Origin of the sequence: Paenibacillus sophorae, from assembly GCF_018966525.1 — a bacterium.
Taxonomy (GTDB): Bacteria; Bacillota; Bacilli; order Paenibacillales; family Paenibacillaceae; genus Paenibacillus_AQ; species Paenibacillus_AQ sophorae.
This window is the reverse complement of sequence record NZ_CP076607.1, coordinates 2,321,222-2,338,694: the sequence shown is the minus strand read 5'-3', so window position 1 is coordinate 2,338,694 and position 17,473 is coordinate 2,321,222. Positions and strand designations below refer to the sequence as shown.

Here is a 17,473-nt window from a genome sequence, read left to right as displayed (position 1 = left end):
CTCAAGGGATGAAATAGACAAAGGAACTCCTCCATTATTACCGCATTCAATTATGCTTGCTGTGCCAATATTCCGTACAGTTCCGGTCTTCTGCTGCGCAAGCTCATCTCCTGCTTCCGCTCTCTTGCGATTTCGCAAAGATCGATCGTGGCTGACACTACTTCTTCCTCATCGCCGGCTTCGCAGATCACGTCGCCCCGCGGATTGACGATCTTACTGTTTCCGCAATAGACAATACCTGCTTCCGAGCCTACCCGGTTAACGGCTACCGTGAAGATTTGATTGTCCTGGGCACGGGCTCTCGTTCGCAAATCCAGCAGGTATTCGAAGTCTTTTGGGATGACCGAAGGGATAAAGATAACCTGGGCTCCTTTCAAGGCCAACACCCTGAACATTTCTCCAAATGCATGATCATAGCAGATGGCAATGCCTGTTTTTACCCCGCAAATCTCAAATATGGGAAAATCCGAACCGCTGCGGAAATATTGATGCTCTGTCGGATACAGATGCGCTTTTCGATACTTCCCGATATATTCGCCCTTTTCATTGATGACAAAAGTTGTATCATAGAGCACGCCTTCCTGGTTCCCGTCCTTTTCCACGATCGTTCCGATTACCGCCGTTCCATAGGTTCCCGCTTTTTTAGCCAACCGCTCGACGGTCGGACCCGGGATCGTTTCCGCCAACTCGTAAAAGGCATCTCCGATCAAATCGAAATTGTAGCCGGTCGTAAAAAGCTCCGGGTAACAAATGACGTCCGCTTTGCCCTCTGTTTGATCCAATAAGGCTTCCGCCTTTTGCAGATTATATTCCTTATCCATAATTTTGCTGTCCATCTGTGCAATCGCGATTGTCAGCTCCGTCATATTCATTCCTCCGTCCTTTTCACAATTTCAAATGATTAGCCTTTAACGCCCCCGGCTGTAAGCCCCTGAACGAAGAAGCGCTGAAGCAGAGCAAAGATCAGTAAAGTCGGTATAGTACCGAGAGCGGCAGCGGCGAACAGGACGCCGTAATTGGTCCCCATGATCGGATCACCGACAAACTTGTACAGCATAACGCTGAAAGGAAACTTGTCCTCATTAAACAGCATCGTTAACGGCAGGATGAAGTCGATCCAGGTCTGCATAAACGTAAACATGGCAGCGGCCCCGATGCCAGGCAGAGCCAGCGGCAGTGCGACGCGATAAAGGGAAGCGATTTTCGAGCTGCCGTCCACCATCGAAGATTCGATTAATTCATTCGGAATGGACTGGAAAAAGCCTTTTAAAATCCAAATGTTAAGCGGCAGCGTTCTTGCGGTATAAATGAGAATCAAGCCGCTGTAAGTATTCACCAGATGCATTCGCTGCAAAATATCGAATAAAGGCACAATCGCCGCCATACCGGGAATCAACTGGGTGGCCAGGATGGCCAGCAGAAGAATCGTCTTCCCTTTAAATTCGTATTTCGCGAGTGCGTAAGCGGCCGGAAAGCTCAATGTGACGCTTAGAGCCAGCGTACCTACGGCCAGGATCAGGCTGTTGATCAATCCATTATCGATACCCGCTTCAAATAACGCCTTGGTATAGTTGGCGAATTCCCATTTGTCCGGCAAAATCGTGGGAGGAAACCGGTACAACTCATCGGCCGGCTTCACGGACATGACGAACATCCAAAGAACAGGAAAGGCAATGACGATCGCCGCAGCGCTCATCAAGATATAGATTCCGAGTGCTTTCTTTCGGTTTGTCATCTTGTTACGCACCTTCCTTCAGCGTGTTCAAGCCGAACAACCGGATATATACCAAAGTAATCAGAATATTGACAACAAAGATCAAAGTCGAAATGGTTGCGCCGAGCCCGAGGTCCATGAATTGGAACGCACTTCGCCACATAAACATTCCGATCACATCCGTACTTCCAAGCGGTCCACCCGCCGTAAGGACAAAGATAATCCCGAAGGAGTTAATGGTGTACAAGGTAATCATGATCATGTTCAAAAGCGACACATAGCGTATGGATGGCAGCGTGATATGAATAAATTTGCCCCAAGATGTGCAGCCGTCCACTTCCGCCGCTTCATAAAGCTCCTTGGGAATGCCCTGCATCGCCGATTCCAGCATCAGCAGGGAGAAGGTGCTTCCCCACCAGACATTCGCTACAATAACGGCGGGAAGCGCGAAGTCAAAGAGCCAGTTCTGCGGATCAGCGCCAAGCAGAGTGGCGAAATAATTGATAATCCCGAACTCGGTGTCCAGTATCTGCAGCCAGATTAGCGACACAACCAATTCGGAAAGCGTATAGGGAACAATAAACGCCGTCCGAAAAAATCTTTTCCCCTTGACGCCCTGAGCGGAAAGCAGTGCAGCCAGCGCAAGCCCCACGAGAAATTGCAGCGCGACCGAGCCAGCCACATAGATGACGGAAACCTTCAAGGCATTGATAAATTCTCCGTTTGAGAACAGCTGTGAATAATGATCCAACCCGACGAACGTTTCCCCCGGATTCAGAAGCTGCTTATCAAATAAACTGAGCCGAAATGCGTTGATGACCGGAAACAGAGCGAAAAGTCCCATCACCGCAAGCGCGGGAAGCATCAGCAAGAAGGGGATGGTTTTGGCCCATTTCTTGCTGAATCTGGATCTGGTTGAACCGGTGTTATCCCGGATCGCTGTGATCAGCGACTGTCCCACATATGCCACCACCTTTTTAAAAAGAGTAGGGGATGAAGACATCCCCCTTACTGCTGCAAGTTATTGCTGAGGAAGTCCTGTAACATCGCTGATCGCCTTAGCCGCTTCCGTTACCGCCTGATCGGCAGGCGTTTTGCCGGATACCGAGCTCTCGATCATCTTCTGGATTTGTTCCGATACCTTGGCATATTCCGGAATCACCGGACGGACATTCGCGTCATACAGGAACTTGCCCGTTTCAGCGAGGAACCAGTCCTTGTCTTTGTCCAGACCTTCGGTTACCGAAATCCGCGGAGAATTCTGTGCCGTGTCCACTACGAACTCTTTCATCAGTTCAGGGCCGGTTACAATTTTCAAAATCTCCATGGCGAGTTCCGGCTGCTTAGCCTGCTCATAAATGACATAGTCCATGCCGCCCGCAGATGTCGCTACTTTCCCGCTGCCGCCGGCCGGAATAGGCACGAAACCAAGCTTTTCTTTCATTTCGTCATCGCTCCACCCGGTCGTGTTCTTGATCATCGCGTATTCGTAGCTGCCCCCTACGGACAAAGCTACTTTTCCCGTTGCAAGCAACTTCGTCGCCCGATCCCATTCATAGGAAATCACTTCCTTGGTAGACGCCTTTTCACCCACAAGATCAGTCAGGAATTGGACCGCCGCCTTCGACTCCGGACTGTTTAATACCACTTTCCCGTCCTTGAAGACATCCGCGCCGCTGGACCAGAAGAAGGGCATTAACAGACTTGTCGTCGTTTCTCCGGCTTTCATACCCCCAGGAAAAGCAATGCCTTGAGAGTTCCCGTATTTGGCCTGAACGTCCTTTTGCGAAAAATGCTTCGCTGCAGCCATCAATTCGTCCCAGGTCTTCGGCGGCTGAATGCCCTCTTGGCTGAACCAATCCTTGCGGAACCAGATTAGAGCCATATCTGTTTGCGAACGGATTGCATAAGGCTTTCCTTCATAGGAGTCCCCATTGACGAATACAGGATAGAAGTCTTTCTTAAAATCATTTTCAACCCATTCAGGATCTATCGAATCGAGCGGTTTAAGGTATCCGGCGTCCGCAAACTCCGCCACCCATACCGAGTCAATCAGGGAAAAGTCGGGAGCTTGTCCGGCTGCGGCTGCGGTTGTAATTTTTTGGCGCAATTGCGGATAGCCCAAGACAAGCTGATTGAGCTTCACTTGCTTATCGGGATGTTCCTCGTTCCAGATTTTCACCGCTTTTTCCACATAAGGAGCCCAACGGTCCTGGTTAATGACGGTTAATTCGGTCGGTTCGGCGGAAGATGCCGCTGCACTATCTCCACCCTGATTATTCTGGGAAGTGCCGGAACCGGAGCTTTCCCCTCCGCATCCCGCCAAGATCGTCATGACTGCCATTACGAAAACCAGCACCAATACCTTCATTTTTTGCATGGTATTCTCTCCTCCTCATATTTGCCAGTGTGTTTTTCTAAAACGTTTTCCGAAAAAAGGAAAAGCTATAGGATTTTTTTACCATATCACTCCCTTTGTTTCTCAAATGAATTGGCAGTTCCATCTGCTCTTTTATATTTGAACGAATAAAAAGCGGAGAATTTGGCGAGATAGCTCCTTATTCGGTCCAACCATTCCCTAAAACGTTTTAGATAAAAATTGAAACGAAGGCGTCAGCCCTCTCGTTTCGTTCCGCTGCTTTCTCTGATCACAAGTCTCGCTGGAATCGTGGCATGCCGGGTAATTCCGTCTTGGCTGTCGATCAGCTGAAGAAGCATTTTTGCCGCAGTTTCCCCCATTGTAAAACGTTGTTGGTGGACGGTTGTCAATGGAGGCTGATAGTCTTTGGATTCGTCTATATCGTCAAAGCCTATGACAGCAATATCTTCAGGAACCCTGAACCCTAGATCCTTCAAAGCGTCAATGATTCCGAAAGCCATCATATCGCTGGATGAGAATACGGCAGTGACCCCGCTTGGTTTTGAGAAGAAACGTTTTGTTAACTGATAGGCTTTGTCCCTGGAGAACTCCCCGTATAAGATCAAATCGTTATCTACTTCAAGCCCATGCTTGTTCAGTGCCTGCTTGTAACCTTCGATCCGGTCGTACGACGCCTTGGCAACCTGGTCTCCCGCCATCTTCAAAATTCTCGTATGACCCAGTTGAATCAGATGTTCCACCGCCTGGAATGAGGCATTCACATTTTCCGTTTCTACGAAGTTAACATTGTTGTATTGATAGGATACGCTGTCTATATAAACGGTCGGCAGACTCTCATGCAGTTCCCGGATGTTTTCATCCGTACGCTGGTCGCCGGTGAGAATCAGGATGACGCCATCAACACCCTTTTCATAGCAGATGGTCTTATAGCTGGATGTATTTCGCTTCTGGTTGGCAAAGATGAGGATATCATAACCCTCCGCACCGGCCACATCTTTTATCGAACGGATCAGCTCACTGAAGAATGGATTGTCGAACCCCGAGTTTTGCCTATCCCCGAAAAAGATTCCAATCGTATTCGATTTCTTCGTAATGAGCCCTCTGGCCATTACATTGGGCAAATAATCCATTTCCTTGGCAACATCGAGGATCATCTCCCTTGTCTTGCTCTTAACATCCGAATAGCCGTTCAATGCTTTAGAGACGGTAGATACGGAAACTCCAGCCGCTTTGGCGATATCTCTTATGTTAACTATAATAACGCACCCCACATATCTAAAACGTTTTCGATATTTTTTATATATTTATAATACATTCATAACTATGTACTTGCAATTGTTTTTTTATTTAATGTCATTATATTTAACACTAGTCCGGATATCGCATTTCAATCATGCATCTGGAAAACAGCGAAAAAACAGCCTGCCAATGACAAGCTGCACTTTCCTCTCCCTCCGCTTTCACCTTTAGAACTCATGATACAGCTTCATCAGCGCCCGCTTCTCAATCCGTGATTCGGAGCTGCTGCTCAGACTAACGTTTTGTTTGCTGCAGGAAATAAACGGTTTTATCATACTCTCTTTGTAAATAAGCTGCCACATCATCCAAGGACATATTCCTGTATCCGCCTTTATCAACAAAGCGGTAAAAGCTATGAGGAAAAGCTAAGTCGAAATACATTAGGTCCAATTGGTCATCATTCAAAGGATTTTCCCGGAGATAAGCATTCAGAAGATGATCAAACCAAACAGGGTCCCAACCTTTTCGCCGGTTCATTATTCCTTGCAGAAAACGGGCTATATCTTTGGAGGGATAGTCATAACGGATGAATTCAAAGTCGATAATATAGAGACTTGATCCCACCGTCAGGACATTTTCGCTGTGAAAATCGCCGTGACACAAAAAATGCTTTTGAAGAGGAGCGTCGATCCAGCTTTTAAAAAAGGCATGCCGCTCAAGCCGTTCAACGAGCTCCCGACCTGTTTGCTGAAAAAAATCGATATGGGACAAGATCATCTTTTTTTTGGATGCTCTAGAGTTTTGATACCAGTGTACCCAATGCTTCAAAGAGGATAATTCTCTTAGATAAGTACTTAGCCACAACCTTTCCTCAGGACCGTATGGTCCATGGTTCGAAAGGAAGCCTAGCGAAGAGGAATGCATCCTTCCCAGAAGGGCTGCCCTGCGAGTCACGGCCTCAATTGTTGTTGGAGGAAACGGAGTCCCCCGCAATTTTTCTTGCAGGACATAACGGTCCCCTTCCCACAGAAAATAACGCGTACCTGTGAGAGTAGGAAAGATCTCGGGTATATGAATTCCCCGCAGCCGCAGGAAATATTCGGCTTCCAAAATAAACTGAAGGCGTGTTTCACTGGTAAATATACTTTTCAGAATATAATCACCCTGTGGAGATTTCAAGGCCAGGACCAGCGTTCGCCCCGTTTTATGAAGAATTTCAGATTCGTAGAATACGATCCCATATTGTTCCGAAGCGGCTTGCAGCAGCTGGTGAAACATAAAGAATCACCTCGTCATGCTAAAATGGAGGTGCGTTAAATCAACCTTAACCCTTCTCCCTCCAGATCGGAAAATAGTCCCTTAATTCCTCCAAAGCACTCCGAACGAGGTTCCTCCTGCACATTAAGAAATCAATCAATTCAGTCACATCTTCCCGGGAGATATTCCACTGTTTTGGGAGCCCCTGTACCGCTTGAATCACCGCTTTCTTGCTGATCTTTTCGACTAACGATACATAATGGCCGAACGGGTCCGGGCTATCAATAAAAGGAACAAACATTTCATATAAAGGACCCCAGAATACATCCATTTTATCACGGTCATCCATAAACTCTTCTTTATCCCAATACGGTCCGAAAAAAGCATCGGAGTGATCAATCAATTGAATCTTTTGTTGGTCCGGTATATATAATAGATTGGACTCTGCGACATGCCGGTCCCAATTATTGATCCAATGATCAAATACAATCATCCCGGCTGCGTGATGTAGATTTTTGCATAATGCCAAATTGACTTCGTCCAGCAAGGTCGTCCCTTGTTCATAGTATAAGCTGCCTAGGTGCAGGCCTGCAGGGATTTCCATGCTTTTCAGAACAGGGAACATATCCACAAGATCCCGTGTTATCTGAATTATGCGATAGGGTGGAATCGGCAATCCAAGCCAATTCCCGAGACGATAAGCAATCAGCTCGTTGGCCAATATACCAGAACCGGAACGATTATTAATGAATTTGACAACATAGGTTTGACCGTCCTCGCACTTGAACAGATGCGGAAGTGTCCATCCATCATCCATAGGTCTAATGTATTGCACAGCCAGGATGCTCATCGGTCCTCAACCTCTTAATCGTAAGGTCCATACCACGCCCAGCTGTTGTGGTCGTCCCTAACGTAGTATTGATACTTGCCTTCTTTACATGAAATTGCCGTCAATTGTTTCTCATTGTTCTCTACTAAAATCACTTCGTCATACTGCTCCGTACCGAATACGATCGGGCCAAACCATGGAAGCATGGGATCGTCGTTGTTTCTCCACCAATGACCAAGACCCCCCTGCTCAAGCGGAGCAATCACCTCGAAATTTCCGTAGCTGCTCTCCAGAAAAGCGGGCATTCCCGTGACACCTTCCGCAAATGGTTCGGATGGCGACCATTCCCCGGTATGCTCATCTCTCCAATAATGTACAAGCTGGTTACCGGTTCGGCATACCGCTTCAAGATTGCCGAATCTGCTCTCAAGCGCTGTTAATGCTTCAATCTTTTCGCTTCCGAATGCATAGGGGCCAAACAAGATATCTTTAGTTCTGCCTGATTGATTTTCCCTCCAGTAAAGCAGCCCTTTGTCCTCTGAGGCGGCAAGCCATTCTATTTTTTTGCCATAATACTTGCTTCTGCGGATGAGATAAGGCATTTCGCCGAGATACTCTTCCATAAATCGTTCTTGATAGTCGGGACTGAGCTGGATTTTCCGTTTCATGGCCTCCCGGATAAAGCTTCTTGCTTCATCCTTAAGCTTACGATGGACCGGATGAATGAGGGAACTTTCAGGTTGGAAATTCACAAGGCTGACCACCTCATCAAGCGGAAAGTGCGGCCGGTAACGAATGGTTGATGCAACATCCTCCCGGTAAGCATGCAATGAATAGCCCAGCCGTTCAACCATCGTAACAAAGACAATCTCATCTACTCCGAAGGACTTTGTATCATGGAGGTTGCTTTTTAACAATTCATACTGGTCATCATGTAAAAAACGAAGGACCACTTTCCTGCTGTATACCTGCCCTACGTTAAAAGACTCCCTATAAGGTTCGTTTCCCAGCAGGGGGATCCATTGATCGATTTCCTGTCTAAGTTGTAATAAGCAATAAAAATCATCATCCGGTATTTTCGTACCGACACCCATGTACTCCTTGTCTTTCATCTCGTTAAGAATGAACTGCTCAAAGCCTTCTCTGGCAAACAAAACATCAGAATCCAGATTGATCAGTACATCGTAGGAATAATCAATGTCCTCGAGCCATTCCATCACTTCAAGCATATATATTGCGGTTACCCCGTAATCTAATTTTCTGCTGGTTGGGCATACCGGATATCCGAGTCCATTACATAATTCCGGGTCATCTCCACCGTTGTACAAGACGACAGAACTGTTAGGACAGTAGCAACGGATGTTGTCTAATAAATCGATGATCACTTCACTTCGATTATGCACCAATATGGCAAAGCAGATTTTTTTGCGTGGATAGTCCGTGTACTCCGAATACGCTGAATAGTCCGTATATTCAGTGTAATCACTGCTCTCTGTCACGATAAATCACCTTCCTTATGTTGTGCCGCTGTTATTGTATTGTTAATCCCGAATTTTGATTGGGTAGGTATATATTTCACCATACAATTTTGAGAAAATATACGGTTATCCCTTTCAACTGTTTTCTTCAGATCATATGGTGAAAGGACATGATTATTGGAATGGAGGGGTTGACCTGTGTCGCTTGCACGAATTGACCAGCTTGTAAGCATCGTGATCCCGTGCTTTAACACAGAATCTTACATTGAGGATTGTCTGGATCATTTATACGAGCAAACCTACCCAAACATAGAAATCATTATTGTGGATGATGCATCGACGGACAGATCTGCCGATCGTACCTTGTTATGGCAGGCCCGCCGGCGATTCCCCCGCTTCACTTTGCTTCAGCTGCCTCGAAATGTAGGATTCTCCGGTTCTCTGACAACAGGGCTGTTTATGGCCAGCGGCGAATATATCGCAATTCACGATGCGGATGACTACTCCCATCCGGACAGGATTAGTAAGCAGGTCGAGTTTCTGATGAACCACCCGCAGATCAGTTTGGTCGGCACGAACTATATGGCTTTTGAAGAAAGCGACATGTTAAAACAAACCCCGTCGAATTGGCTAAGTTATGGTGAGGATATCCCTAAGAGATATGCGATAGGAGAGCATTGCGTCTCTCATCCGACCATTTTGTTTCGAGGCAGTGTATTCGATCGCTTGGGAGGACTTTCCCGGAACATGAATGGGGCCGAGGATTATGAGTTTATTGCCAAGTGCGTTTCTCATGGCATCCGGGTCGAGAACCTGCGGGAGACCCTGTATTATTACCGCTCTCATCCGGCCCAGCGTTCCCGTGAATTTTATTCAGAATAAGGAGTTGAAGCAGGTTGAAAAAAAAGGCAGAGGACCGCAGCAAGAAACGCACGGTTAGGAAACGCATGTACACCCAAAAGCCGATTGTACAATACGTCGTGAACGCTCAACCTCCCAAGCAAGTGGTCTGGTTTAATAAAGAAGAATCGAATTACAGCATGGAAACGCGATATTCAGTTAGTGACCTGCGCATTTTAATGGTGCTGGACCAATTTAATATCGGCGGAACCGAAACACACGTTCTGACATGCGTACGGGAACTGCTTAGAAACGGTATTCACGTCGTTGTAGCCGGGAAACGTGGAGAAATGTGTGATGCATTCGCCGCATTAGGCTGTCCCGTATATGAGATTAACTTCGTCACTAACGAACATATAGTCAATGATGCCGATGAGCAGAAAATTATCTCCCAATTAAAACAAATCATGAATACGGAAGGAATTACAGTCGTTCACATTCATCAAATCCCTTCCGGTTCTTTTGCTGCAAAAGCCGCAGATCAATTATGCATCCCCCGCTTATGGACGCTCCACATGTTACTCCCATTTACATTCCATGAAATCGAGCTGATTAGAAGCAGCGCGGCGGTCGTCTGCGTGAGCCCATCCATAGTGAAACAACTGCCGGTCAAAGAGATGCCGGTCCAATTGATTCCTAACGGAATTGATACCGTGCAGTTCAATTACCGCTCCCTTATTCAGAGTGACTTGCGCGAAGAACTGGGAATTCCAAAGGGCGCGCCCGTTATTATGTACGCCGGCAGATTGTCTTGGGAAAAAGCGGATATTTGCAGAGACATTATAGAAGCATGTAGACGGTTAAAGGTCGAACACTACCCTAACCTAAACCTCCTCGTGACCGGCGAAGGGCGGCATAGTGAGGGTATTAAATCGCTGGTTGATGTGATCCATAAAGAAATGAAGGGCAAATTCATTCATTTGCTGGGAAATACGCTCAATATGTCTTCCTATTATTCTATCTGTGATGTCTTTGTCGGCACCGGGAGAGCCGCCCTTGAGGCTCTGGCCTGCTGCCGTCCTGTGGTCGCTGTTGGGGTGAAGGGATTTGTTGGACTCGTTCATCCAGGAAATTACCGGTCCGCATGGGAGACATGGTTCGGTGACCATCATGCCGATGAAGCCTGGACAGTAGAGAAGTTAAAAGCAGATATTAAGCGGGCGCTGGATATGCCGATTCAAGAAAAGATGGAAACTGGCTGGGTAAACCGAAATCTGGTAAAAGAACAATTCAACTTCACCCGTACTACAGATATGTTGATAAACGTATATACCAACATTCTAAAAGACCGTTATGCCCCCTACGAGGTGGAATGATGTCAGCCTATTCGGAAGCAGATAAACTTATGGTAGTCGCTCATCCTGACGATGAAAGCATATTCGGAGGCGGAGCCTTAATCCGGGAGTCAGGCTGGAAAGTCATTTGCTTAACCAACGGAAGCAACGAGACCCGTTCCAGGGAATTTCAAGAAGCAATGAATTTCGTTGGCGCCGAGTTCGAAATATGGGATTTCCCGGATGAATACGATGGAGAGTTTGACGAAGAAGAAGTAGGAGACGCTTTAAGAAACGTATTGGATACCGGTGATTTCCATAAAGTTGTCACTCATAATCTGGAAGGGGAATACGGGCATAGCCAGCACCGGTCGTTGTCCCGTATTTTGCACAACATGGATTTAGATCAATTGTATGTATTTGAAAGAGCGGATGATGCGCTTCCATTTCATATATTGCAGATGAAACTTCAATTATTGCAGCACTATAAAAGCCAAATGTATGTAATCGAACAACTGATGCCATTCATAGTGAATGAGCGGTTAATTTAGGTTGACCCATGGGAATCTTAAGCTTCCATATACGATTTTCAAGCAGAGGTGATTCACGGTGATCATTGTTCAGGTGGCTCCGAACATCATTCCTCTTCCCGGCAGCGGAGGTCTCGAAAGGGTCGTGTACAATTTATCGGATGCGCTTGTCGATATGGGTCATGAGGTCTATGTGTATGCTCTCGCAGGGAGCCGAAGCCGTGCTGTCGTTATTCCGTATGGACACCGGTATGAAACGGACAGCATCAAGGATTTCGTTCTTGAAACGATACCGGACAATACGGATATCATACACGACCATACGCATGATCTCCTGTTTGGACAGGAAGACCTAAGCATTCCAATAGTCTCAACGATTCACACGGAATGGTCGCTTCATGTCCCGGTAAAGCATCCCGTATATGTGAGCCGTACGAAGCTTAAACAGTCTCCTAACCGGCATAAAGGATATTATGTACACAATGGAATCGACCTAAACGAGTATAAATATAGTAAGCACAAAGAAGATTATGTGCTGTTTCTAGGACGGATTGATTGGGAAAAAGGCGTGCATACTGCGATTGATGTGGCCGAAATGACAGGTGTAAGAACGATAATAGCAGGTCCCGCCTGGGACGGAGATCTGTTTAAACAGATCCTTCCAAGAATTAATAACAGCCCTAACATCGAATATGTCAGTGAAGTTCATGGAAAAGCAAAACAAGATTTACTGCGGCATGCTAAATGGCTCATGTTTCCGACTGCTTGCGAAGAGCAATTTGGATTGGTGATGATTGAAGCGATGGCCTGCGGAACGCCTGTGGCCGCATTCCCAAGAGGGGCTGTCCCGGAAGTCCTGTCCGGGTTTCCCCAATTCTTGTGTGAAAGCGCGGAGGATATGGCGGAGATGATTATGAGCGATGCCTCCGTCCATCCCGAACAGCTTCGTCAGTATGTCGCTAGTCGATTTACGAAAGAAAAGATGGCTGAACGTTACCTAAAAGTATACGAGAAGGTTATTGGGCATGGTCATTACCTGTAAAATATACAGCTAAAAGCAACGTTACCCTTCACGGCCGTTTCCCGGAACTTGACCGGGGAACGGGTGTTTTTCTATGGAATCGATTAAAGAAGCAGCCTGTCATTGGACAAGCTGCTTCTTTGTATGAGTTACGGTGGTATCATTTAAAAACATATTCCCCTTCGCCGATGACTATAGTTTTGCCTCTTAGTTCGGGAGAATCCGAAATGAATCCAAGCTGCGTCAAACGCCGTTCGTCTCCTTGTTTAAAAACAAATGACTTGTCGCCAATACCAAGCTCAATTGAAATCTTGTCCGGTGATTCGGATACGGCTGCGGACAGCCCGAACAATGTTTGCCAATGCGCGGCGGCCGCTGCCGGATCGGGTACGGAAAAGACTGCATTCTTGATCCGGGCTCCGCCTGCCGGATGCGGTTTAATCACCCCGGATTTGGTGAGACTTTCCAACCGCTCCGCATCGGTTCCCTTCCATTGTATAATGAATGGGTATACGAGGCCTTGAAAGTCTCCTTCAATCGTCATCATTCTCCACTCAATCCATTGCCCCTGCGTATTCAGCCGTTGTCCGTCCAGAATCGGCGATAGCGTCAGACCCTGCGATGTTAACCAGTCTGCGGTCTTCTCGATGTCATTGGTCCGGAGAGCGACACGGCTAAAGATTTCTTGTCCCGGGAGGGTCTGGAGCGCATCATGAACGTGCCCCAAAGTTTGTGCGAACCGCCATGGAATGCATCCAGTCCGCTCTCCTGAAACGTCTTTATCGCCTTGTCCAGATCGTTGACATAATGAACCGTATGATCCCAGTGAATCGTTGTCATGAGTGATCCTTTCCAAGCTCCGTTGTCCGCTTGACTGCGGCTAACACGCTTCGCTGCAGACCGGCCGCAAAGTCGCTGTTGTTCAGTTCATACAGCCCGTTAATCCCAACGCCACCCGGTGAGTTGTTTATGTCGAGCAGTTGTCTGGGATGAAGCTTCGTATGACGCAGCATTGCCACGCCGCCTTCGACATTTTCAAGAGCAACCTGCCATGCCTGTTCCCGTGGGAGACCTGCAAGCACGCCCGCGTCGGCCAAGGATTCAATAAAATAGTAAACATAGTTCGGTCCGGCCACCCCGTAACCAGTGAAAATATCAATAAGCGATTCGTCCAGATACTGCACTTTTCCGAACCCGTTCAAGAAATCGTCCACCTCTTCTTTGGCTGCATGGGCATTTAGGGCTGCTCCGCTGTATCCCAGCCCCGTATCGGTTAATGTGTTCGGAATCACGCGAACAATAGGGCGGTCGCCGCCGATATAACCGGCCAGCTTCTCAATCGTCACGCCGGCTACTATCGATATGACTGCACTGTTCTGCGCTGCATGCTCATGAATGATCCGTCCGACTTCGGCCAGATTATCCTGAGGCCTAACGGCAATAATAATAAGATCGGCTTCCGCCAGTGCAGCCTCCTGCCGGGTTTCAGCTTGAATACCGTACTTCCCGCTTAATAACCGGATGCGTTCCTCATTGATGTCGGCCACGCTGATATGCTCGGCAGCTGTAGTCTGATTGCTGATAATCGCACGGATGATCGCTTCGGCCATTTGACCGCCGCCGATGAAATGAATGCGCTGCCCCGCCATTTCAACCACTCCTTAGTTGTTTTTCCAGGCCTCCGGCAGAATGAAGCCGTCATATTTATCTTGAGAATTAATATAATCCTCAAATTCCTTGGATTCGTAAGCTGCTTTCAAGTCCTTGGCCCATTGGGTGTTTTCGTCTTTTTTATTGATAGAAACAATAATGCGATGCTGTTCGGGTGTATTTTCGATCTTCAACGCTTCCGTAATTTTTCTGTTGGCGTTGGCAATGTAGTTTCCGTTGACAACCCCAAAGTCCACGTCTTTCAATGACACCAGAATTTGGGCCGGATCCAGCACCTCAATTTTAAGATTAACACTGCCTGGCTCAACGCTGTTCAGGTTGAAATCCGTTGTACCCGCATCGGCTTTTACTTTTACCCAACCGAGTTCTTCCAAAATCCGAATCGCGCGTTCCTGGTTAACCGGGTCCTGTGGGACCGCTACCATCGAACCATCTTTTACTTCATCCAGCGACTTGTGCTTTTCGGAGTACAGACCTTGCGGCGCACCGGGTGCGAATGCGAGTCTTGTCATCTCCGCACTCAGTTCCTTATTAATAGCTTCCATATAAGCTGTACTTTGGAAAATGCTGGCGTCAATAGAGCCTTCCTTCATAGCCGGGTTAACCTGCATGTTCTGCGAGAACGTTTTGATGTTCACCTTGTAGCCTTTTTCCTCCAGAATCGGCAGAATGCCCTGGCGGAATTGCTCTTCGTAAGTACCTACGCCAAAACCGACGGTAATCTCTTTTTTATCTTCGCCGGACGAACTTTGCTTTCCGCAAGCGCTCAGCACCAAAATTAATCCTGCCAATACTACCGTTAATAATTTTCTCATTGTTTTGTCCCCTTTTCAAAAATAGAATCATGAAATTGCTGCAGCGCCTCATCGGTTACACTCACCGGAATCGCACAGTTTGGCGCCAAAATAAACGGCTTGTCCGCCATCAGCTTAAGCGCTTCTTTCGCTTGTGCGCGGATACGGCCAATGTTGTTTCCCGCAAACAGGGCGTGATCGACGCTGCCTACTTTCGTTGCTTTGAGCGGGGCATCAAGGCCGACATTGCCGGGCGCTGTCGTATCCCAATTGATGCCGTCGATCCGGTAATCGTTGAACCGCTGCGGCTGAAGATCGCAGGTATTTCCCCCATACCTCGGCATAATACGTGGCTCGCGGGTTGATCTTGACCCAATCCCAATCAAATTGTTTCGTACTAACAGCAGGGCGATCTGCCAGTTCCCCCAACAGCAGGGCTTCAAACCTCTCTTTCTTGTGCTAGCCTCCCATGATGAACCCCCTTTTTAAATCAAGACCCATTCAGTCCAAAAAAATATAATACCAATATGTTTAATTGGATTAATTAGTCGGATAGTAACATACATAAAAGGACAACGTCAATAAATTTTGCAGCTGATAATGAGCCTTTAACTGCATTCAAAAAGCCTGTTGACAAGAAGAAGGAATACAAGGTAACATTCCATCATTATTAATTAACATCGGAAAAGTATGTTTTAAAAATGGCTATATTATGAGGAGGGTATCATGACTTGTATAGATGCTGGATCAGAACAAGCATTAACAGACCGGTTAAGAAGCAGCCCGCTCTAACCAACTGATTTAAGGGAAGGGGCAAATTGGGGTAAAATGGATTCGCTAATCCTTTGACGGATTGTAATATGAAGTGCGACACCTAAAAAAGAAAGGCCCATGAAAGATTCTTGTAAAATGGAGTCATCACAACTAACCATTACACAGGAGAATCTCACAATGGGTTACACTCATCTTAGCATAACCAAACGCAGTCAACTAGAACTCCCAGTCCGGCTAGGATGGTCCAGCCGAGCCATTGCCAAAGAGCTGGGCGGCATCCCTCCACAATAGCCAGAGAACGCTAACGTGGAGGAACGGCGGACGAGTACAATAGTCAAGCATGCCCACCCGGATTACCGGCTTCGCCGCGAAGCGAGCCGGCCTGCAGGCCGGTATACGGCCGAACTGGCCCGAGAACTGGAGGCCCAACTGTCTCGGACTTGGTCCCCCGAGCAGATTGCCGAGAAAAGGCGGGCAACGGAGAGCCTTTCGTCTGCTTCAAAACGATCTACCGCTGGCTGTATGCGGGTCTTTTAGCCGCCGGGAATGAACAAGTGCTACGGCATAAAGGCAAGCGCCGCCAGCCTGCCGAAACTAGAGGACGTTGGCCACGGTAGATATTTGCCTGTTACCGCAACCTGGAGACCTTTCATAAGATTCAGGTCTACATTGCCGATCCGTATTCAGCAGCGATAGCTATTTCTCTCTTCCGCTGTGATAGGAGTGCCGTCTATGTGATAGTCATAGCTCCAGGGGAGCTGGGAAAACTCCTCTTTCCCCATAACCCACAGTTCTTCCTGAAAGAGCCGGATCAGCTCATACAGCGTATTCGCATGATCGGGAATGCATATCTCTAAATGGTACTGCAGAGCCCTGTTTAATCCGGAATAGTGAAAGCAGACGAATGGAAGGCCGTCTTCAAGCCAATACCGCCCTTCCCCGGCCGAAATGATCTTCCGGCTGGACTCGTGCAGATTCCAGTAGGCGACATTGTACCCCGGGTGATCCCATACTGTAACGTTAAAATAAGCTGGCGCGAGATCGATCCATTTCTGATCACAATAATAGGGTGCTTGGTAATATCCGTAGCTGTACAGCCGCTGTTCCCACCATTCCAGAAAATGCATGGTCTCCTCCGATCGCCGAAGCGCCAAAAAGCCGGTGTTAAAGACGCCCACCCATAAATAGCTCCACGGATCTTCGCACGGCTCCAGCAGGTGAGGGGACAGCAGGATATTATGATATTCCAGGGCAAACAGCAGATCGTCGAATGGAGCGTAAGGGATGACGTCCGTATCCATGAATACGATGTTGAGTTCATCCGGATGCCGGTCAAACAGAAAATGGAGAAGAGCCGGTTTAATGGAGGTTACCGCCTCATAAAGGCTGTATTTTAGAATATTGTATTCAAAATCAGGGATCCCCAAATCCTTGGCCAGAATTACTTCGTCGAACCATGGAACGTTAAGCGCTGCGGGATGCATCGACCTCTCCACAAGACATATGACAACCCGGGCATATGGCATTTGAACTTTTGCCATTCTTGCCATCACTTTAGCCTCATGCAGATTGTCTGCACAGGTCACCGAGCAGATGATCATGGCGGGTCCTC

Annotated in this window: 19 protein-coding genes; 5 read left to right on the top strand and 14 right to left on the bottom strand. The window is 47.4% G+C overall.

The features are described from left to right. Positions 1-50: 50 nt before the first annotated feature. The 8 genes from KP014_RS11120 to KP014_RS11085 all read right to left on the bottom strand — a co-directional run bounded on the left by KP014_RS11120 (position 51) and on the right by KP014_RS11085 (position 8,918). Positions 51-866 carry a carbon-nitrogen hydrolase family protein gene (locus tag KP014_RS11120; protein WP_175491836.1) on the bottom strand — a complete coding sequence of 272 codons (816 nt, stop codon included), beginning with the start codon at positions 864-866 and terminating at the stop codon, positions 51-53. A gap of 35 nt (positions 867-901) precedes the next feature. After that, on the bottom strand, positions 902-1,735 hold the full coding sequence (locus tag KP014_RS11115) for a carbohydrate ABC transporter permease (RefSeq protein WP_036595510.1): 834 nt from the start codon (positions 1,733-1,735) through the stop codon (positions 902-904). 4 nt (positions 1,736-1,739) lie between these two features. Then, a complete protein-coding gene (locus tag KP014_RS11110) occupies positions 1,740-2,675 on the bottom strand; it encodes a carbohydrate ABC transporter permease (protein ID WP_036595509.1) in 936 nt (311 codons plus the stop codon). A 60-nt stretch (positions 2,676-2,735) separates the two neighbouring features. Then, complete coding sequence (locus tag KP014_RS11105; RefSeq protein ID WP_036595507.1) at positions 2,736-4,094, bottom strand: extracellular solute-binding protein; 1,359 nt, start codon at positions 4,092-4,094, stop codon at positions 2,736-2,738. Positions 4,095-4,327: 233 nt separating this feature from the next. Continuing rightward, on the bottom strand, positions 4,328-5,287 hold the full coding sequence (locus tag KP014_RS11100; RefSeq protein WP_139210583.1) for a LacI family DNA-binding transcriptional regulator: 960 nt from the start codon (positions 5,285-5,287) through the stop codon (positions 4,328-4,330). A gap of 340 nt (positions 5,288-5,627) precedes the next feature. Beyond that, positions 5,628-6,611, bottom strand: a complete 984-nt coding sequence (locus KP014_RS11095) for a CotS family spore coat protein (protein WP_036595505.1) — start codon at positions 6,609-6,611, stop codon at positions 5,628-5,630. A 46-nt stretch (positions 6,612-6,657) separates the two neighbouring features. Continuing rightward, complete coding sequence (locus KP014_RS11090; protein ID WP_036595504.1) at positions 6,658-7,440, bottom strand: HipA family kinase; 783 nt, start codon at positions 7,438-7,440, stop codon at positions 6,658-6,660. A gap of 14 nt (positions 7,441-7,454) precedes the next feature. After that, entirely contained in the window at positions 7,455-8,918 is a 1,464-nt protein-coding gene (locus KP014_RS11085; protein WP_036595502.1) for a hypothetical protein, read from the bottom strand. 177 nt (positions 8,919-9,095) lie between these two features. Here KP014_RS11085 and KP014_RS11080 point away from each other — a divergent pair, with 177 nt between their 5' ends. The 4 genes from KP014_RS11080 (at position 9,096) to KP014_RS11065 (ending at position 12,643) form a co-directional block, all read left to right on the top strand. Next, complete coding sequence (locus tag KP014_RS11080; protein ID WP_036595501.1) at positions 9,096-9,779, top strand: glycosyltransferase family 2 protein; 684 nt, start codon at positions 9,096-9,098, stop codon at positions 9,777-9,779. Between the two features lie 65 nt (positions 9,780-9,844). Next, positions 9,845-11,113 (top strand): glycosyltransferase, encoded by a 1,269-nt coding sequence (locus KP014_RS11075; RefSeq protein ID WP_139210582.1) that lies wholly within the window; start codon positions 9,845-9,847, stop codon positions 11,111-11,113. Continuing rightward, on the top strand, positions 11,110-11,622 hold the full coding sequence (locus tag KP014_RS11070) for a PIG-L deacetylase family protein (RefSeq protein ID WP_090834063.1): 513 nt from the start codon (positions 11,110-11,112) through the stop codon (positions 11,620-11,622). The genes KP014_RS11075 and KP014_RS11070 overlap by 4 nt, the downstream gene beginning before the upstream one ends. 58 nt (positions 11,623-11,680) lie before the next feature. Beyond that, complete coding sequence (locus KP014_RS11065; protein WP_051500090.1) at positions 11,681-12,643, top strand: glycosyltransferase; 963 nt, start codon at positions 11,681-11,683, stop codon at positions 12,641-12,643. Between the two features lie 139 nt (positions 12,644-12,782). On the opposite strand, the gene KP014_RS11060 is transcribed toward KP014_RS11065, so the two are convergent. The 5 genes from KP014_RS11060 to KP014_RS11045 are packed head-to-tail and all read right to left on the bottom strand — an operon-like array spanning position 12,783 to position 15,431. Further along, positions 12,783-13,349, bottom strand: coding sequence for a VOC family protein (locus KP014_RS11060; RefSeq protein WP_254776466.1), 567 nt, complete (start codon positions 13,347-13,349; stop codon positions 12,783-12,785). Further along, on the bottom strand, positions 13,247-13,462 hold the full coding sequence (locus KP014_RS29075) for a VOC family protein (protein ID WP_254776465.1): 216 nt from the start codon (positions 13,460-13,462) through the stop codon (positions 13,247-13,249). The genes KP014_RS11060 and KP014_RS29075 overlap by 103 nt, the downstream gene beginning before the upstream one ends. Then, positions 13,459-14,271, bottom strand: coding sequence for a pyrroline-5-carboxylate reductase (proC, locus tag KP014_RS11055; RefSeq protein WP_036595500.1), 813 nt, complete (start codon positions 14,269-14,271; stop codon positions 13,459-13,461). Before proC ends, KP014_RS29075 begins: the two co-directional genes overlap by 4 nt. Before the next feature lie 12 nt (positions 14,272-14,283). Beyond that, positions 14,284-15,108 (bottom strand): MetQ/NlpA family ABC transporter substrate-binding protein, encoded by an 825-nt coding sequence (locus tag KP014_RS11050; RefSeq protein ID WP_036595499.1) that lies wholly within the window; start codon positions 15,106-15,108, stop codon positions 14,284-14,286. Beyond that, complete coding sequence (locus tag KP014_RS11045; protein ID WP_175491835.1) at positions 15,105-15,431, bottom strand: uroporphyrinogen decarboxylase/cobalamine-independent methonine synthase family protein; 327 nt, start codon at positions 15,429-15,431, stop codon at positions 15,105-15,107. Before KP014_RS11045 ends, KP014_RS11050 begins: the two co-directional genes overlap by 4 nt. 736 nt (positions 15,432-16,167) lie before the next feature. On the opposite strand from KP014_RS11045, the gene KP014_RS11040 reads away from it, so the two are divergent. Continuing rightward, positions 16,168-16,398, top strand: coding sequence for a hypothetical protein (locus KP014_RS11040; RefSeq protein ID WP_139210581.1), 231 nt, complete (start codon positions 16,168-16,170; stop codon positions 16,396-16,398). A 146-nt stretch (positions 16,399-16,544) separates the two neighbouring features. Here the strand turns inward: KP014_RS11040 and KP014_RS11035 are convergent, their stop codons facing one another. Beyond that, complete coding sequence (locus KP014_RS11035; protein ID WP_036600498.1) at positions 16,545-17,462, bottom strand: hypothetical protein; 918 nt, start codon at positions 17,460-17,462, stop codon at positions 16,545-16,547. Positions 17,463-17,473 lie beyond the last annotated feature (11 nt).

Bases quoted from the DNA above. Each gene is read 5' to 3' on its own strand.
- KP014_RS11035 (WP_036600498.1), bottom strand. From the start codon at position 17,462: ATGATCATCTGCTCGGTGACCTGTGCAGACAATCTGCATGAGGCTAAA.
- KP014_RS11075 (WP_139210582.1), top strand. From the start codon at position 9,845: ATGTACACCCAAAAGCCGATTGTACAATACGTCGTGAACGCTCAACCT.
- KP014_RS11115 (WP_036595510.1), bottom strand. From the start codon at position 1,735: ATGACAAACCGAAAGAAAGCACTCGGAATCTATATCTTGATGAGCGCT.
- KP014_RS11045 (WP_175491835.1), bottom strand. From the start codon at position 15,431: ATGCCGAGGTATGGGGGAAATACCTGCGATCTTCAGCCGCAGCGGTTC.
- KP014_RS11090 (WP_036595504.1), bottom strand. From the start codon at position 7,440: ATGAGCATCCTGGCTGTGCAATACATTAGACCTATGGATGATGGATGG.
- KP014_RS11050 (WP_036595499.1), bottom strand. From the start codon at position 15,108: ATGAGAAAATTATTAACGGTAGTATTGGCAGGATTAATTTTGGTGCTG.
- KP014_RS11105 (WP_036595507.1), bottom strand. From the start codon at position 4,094: ATGCAAAAAATGAAGGTATTGGTGCTGGTTTTCGTAATGGCAGTCATG.
- proC (WP_036595500.1), bottom strand. From the start codon at position 14,271: ATGGCGGGGCAGCGCATTCATTTCATCGGCGGCGGTCAAATGGCCGAA.
- KP014_RS11095 (WP_036595505.1), bottom strand. From the start codon at position 6,611: ATGTTTCACCAGCTGCTGCAAGCCGCTTCGGAACAATATGGGATCGTA.
- KP014_RS29075 (WP_254776465.1), bottom strand. From the start codon at position 13,462: ATGACAACGATTCACTGGGATCATACGGTTCATTATGTCAACGATCTG.
- KP014_RS11120 (WP_175491836.1), bottom strand. From the start codon at position 866: ATGACGGAGCTGACAATCGCGATTGCACAGATGGACAGCAAAATTATG.
- KP014_RS11070 (WP_090834063.1), top strand. From the start codon at position 11,110: ATGATGTCAGCCTATTCGGAAGCAGATAAACTTATGGTAGTCGCTCAT.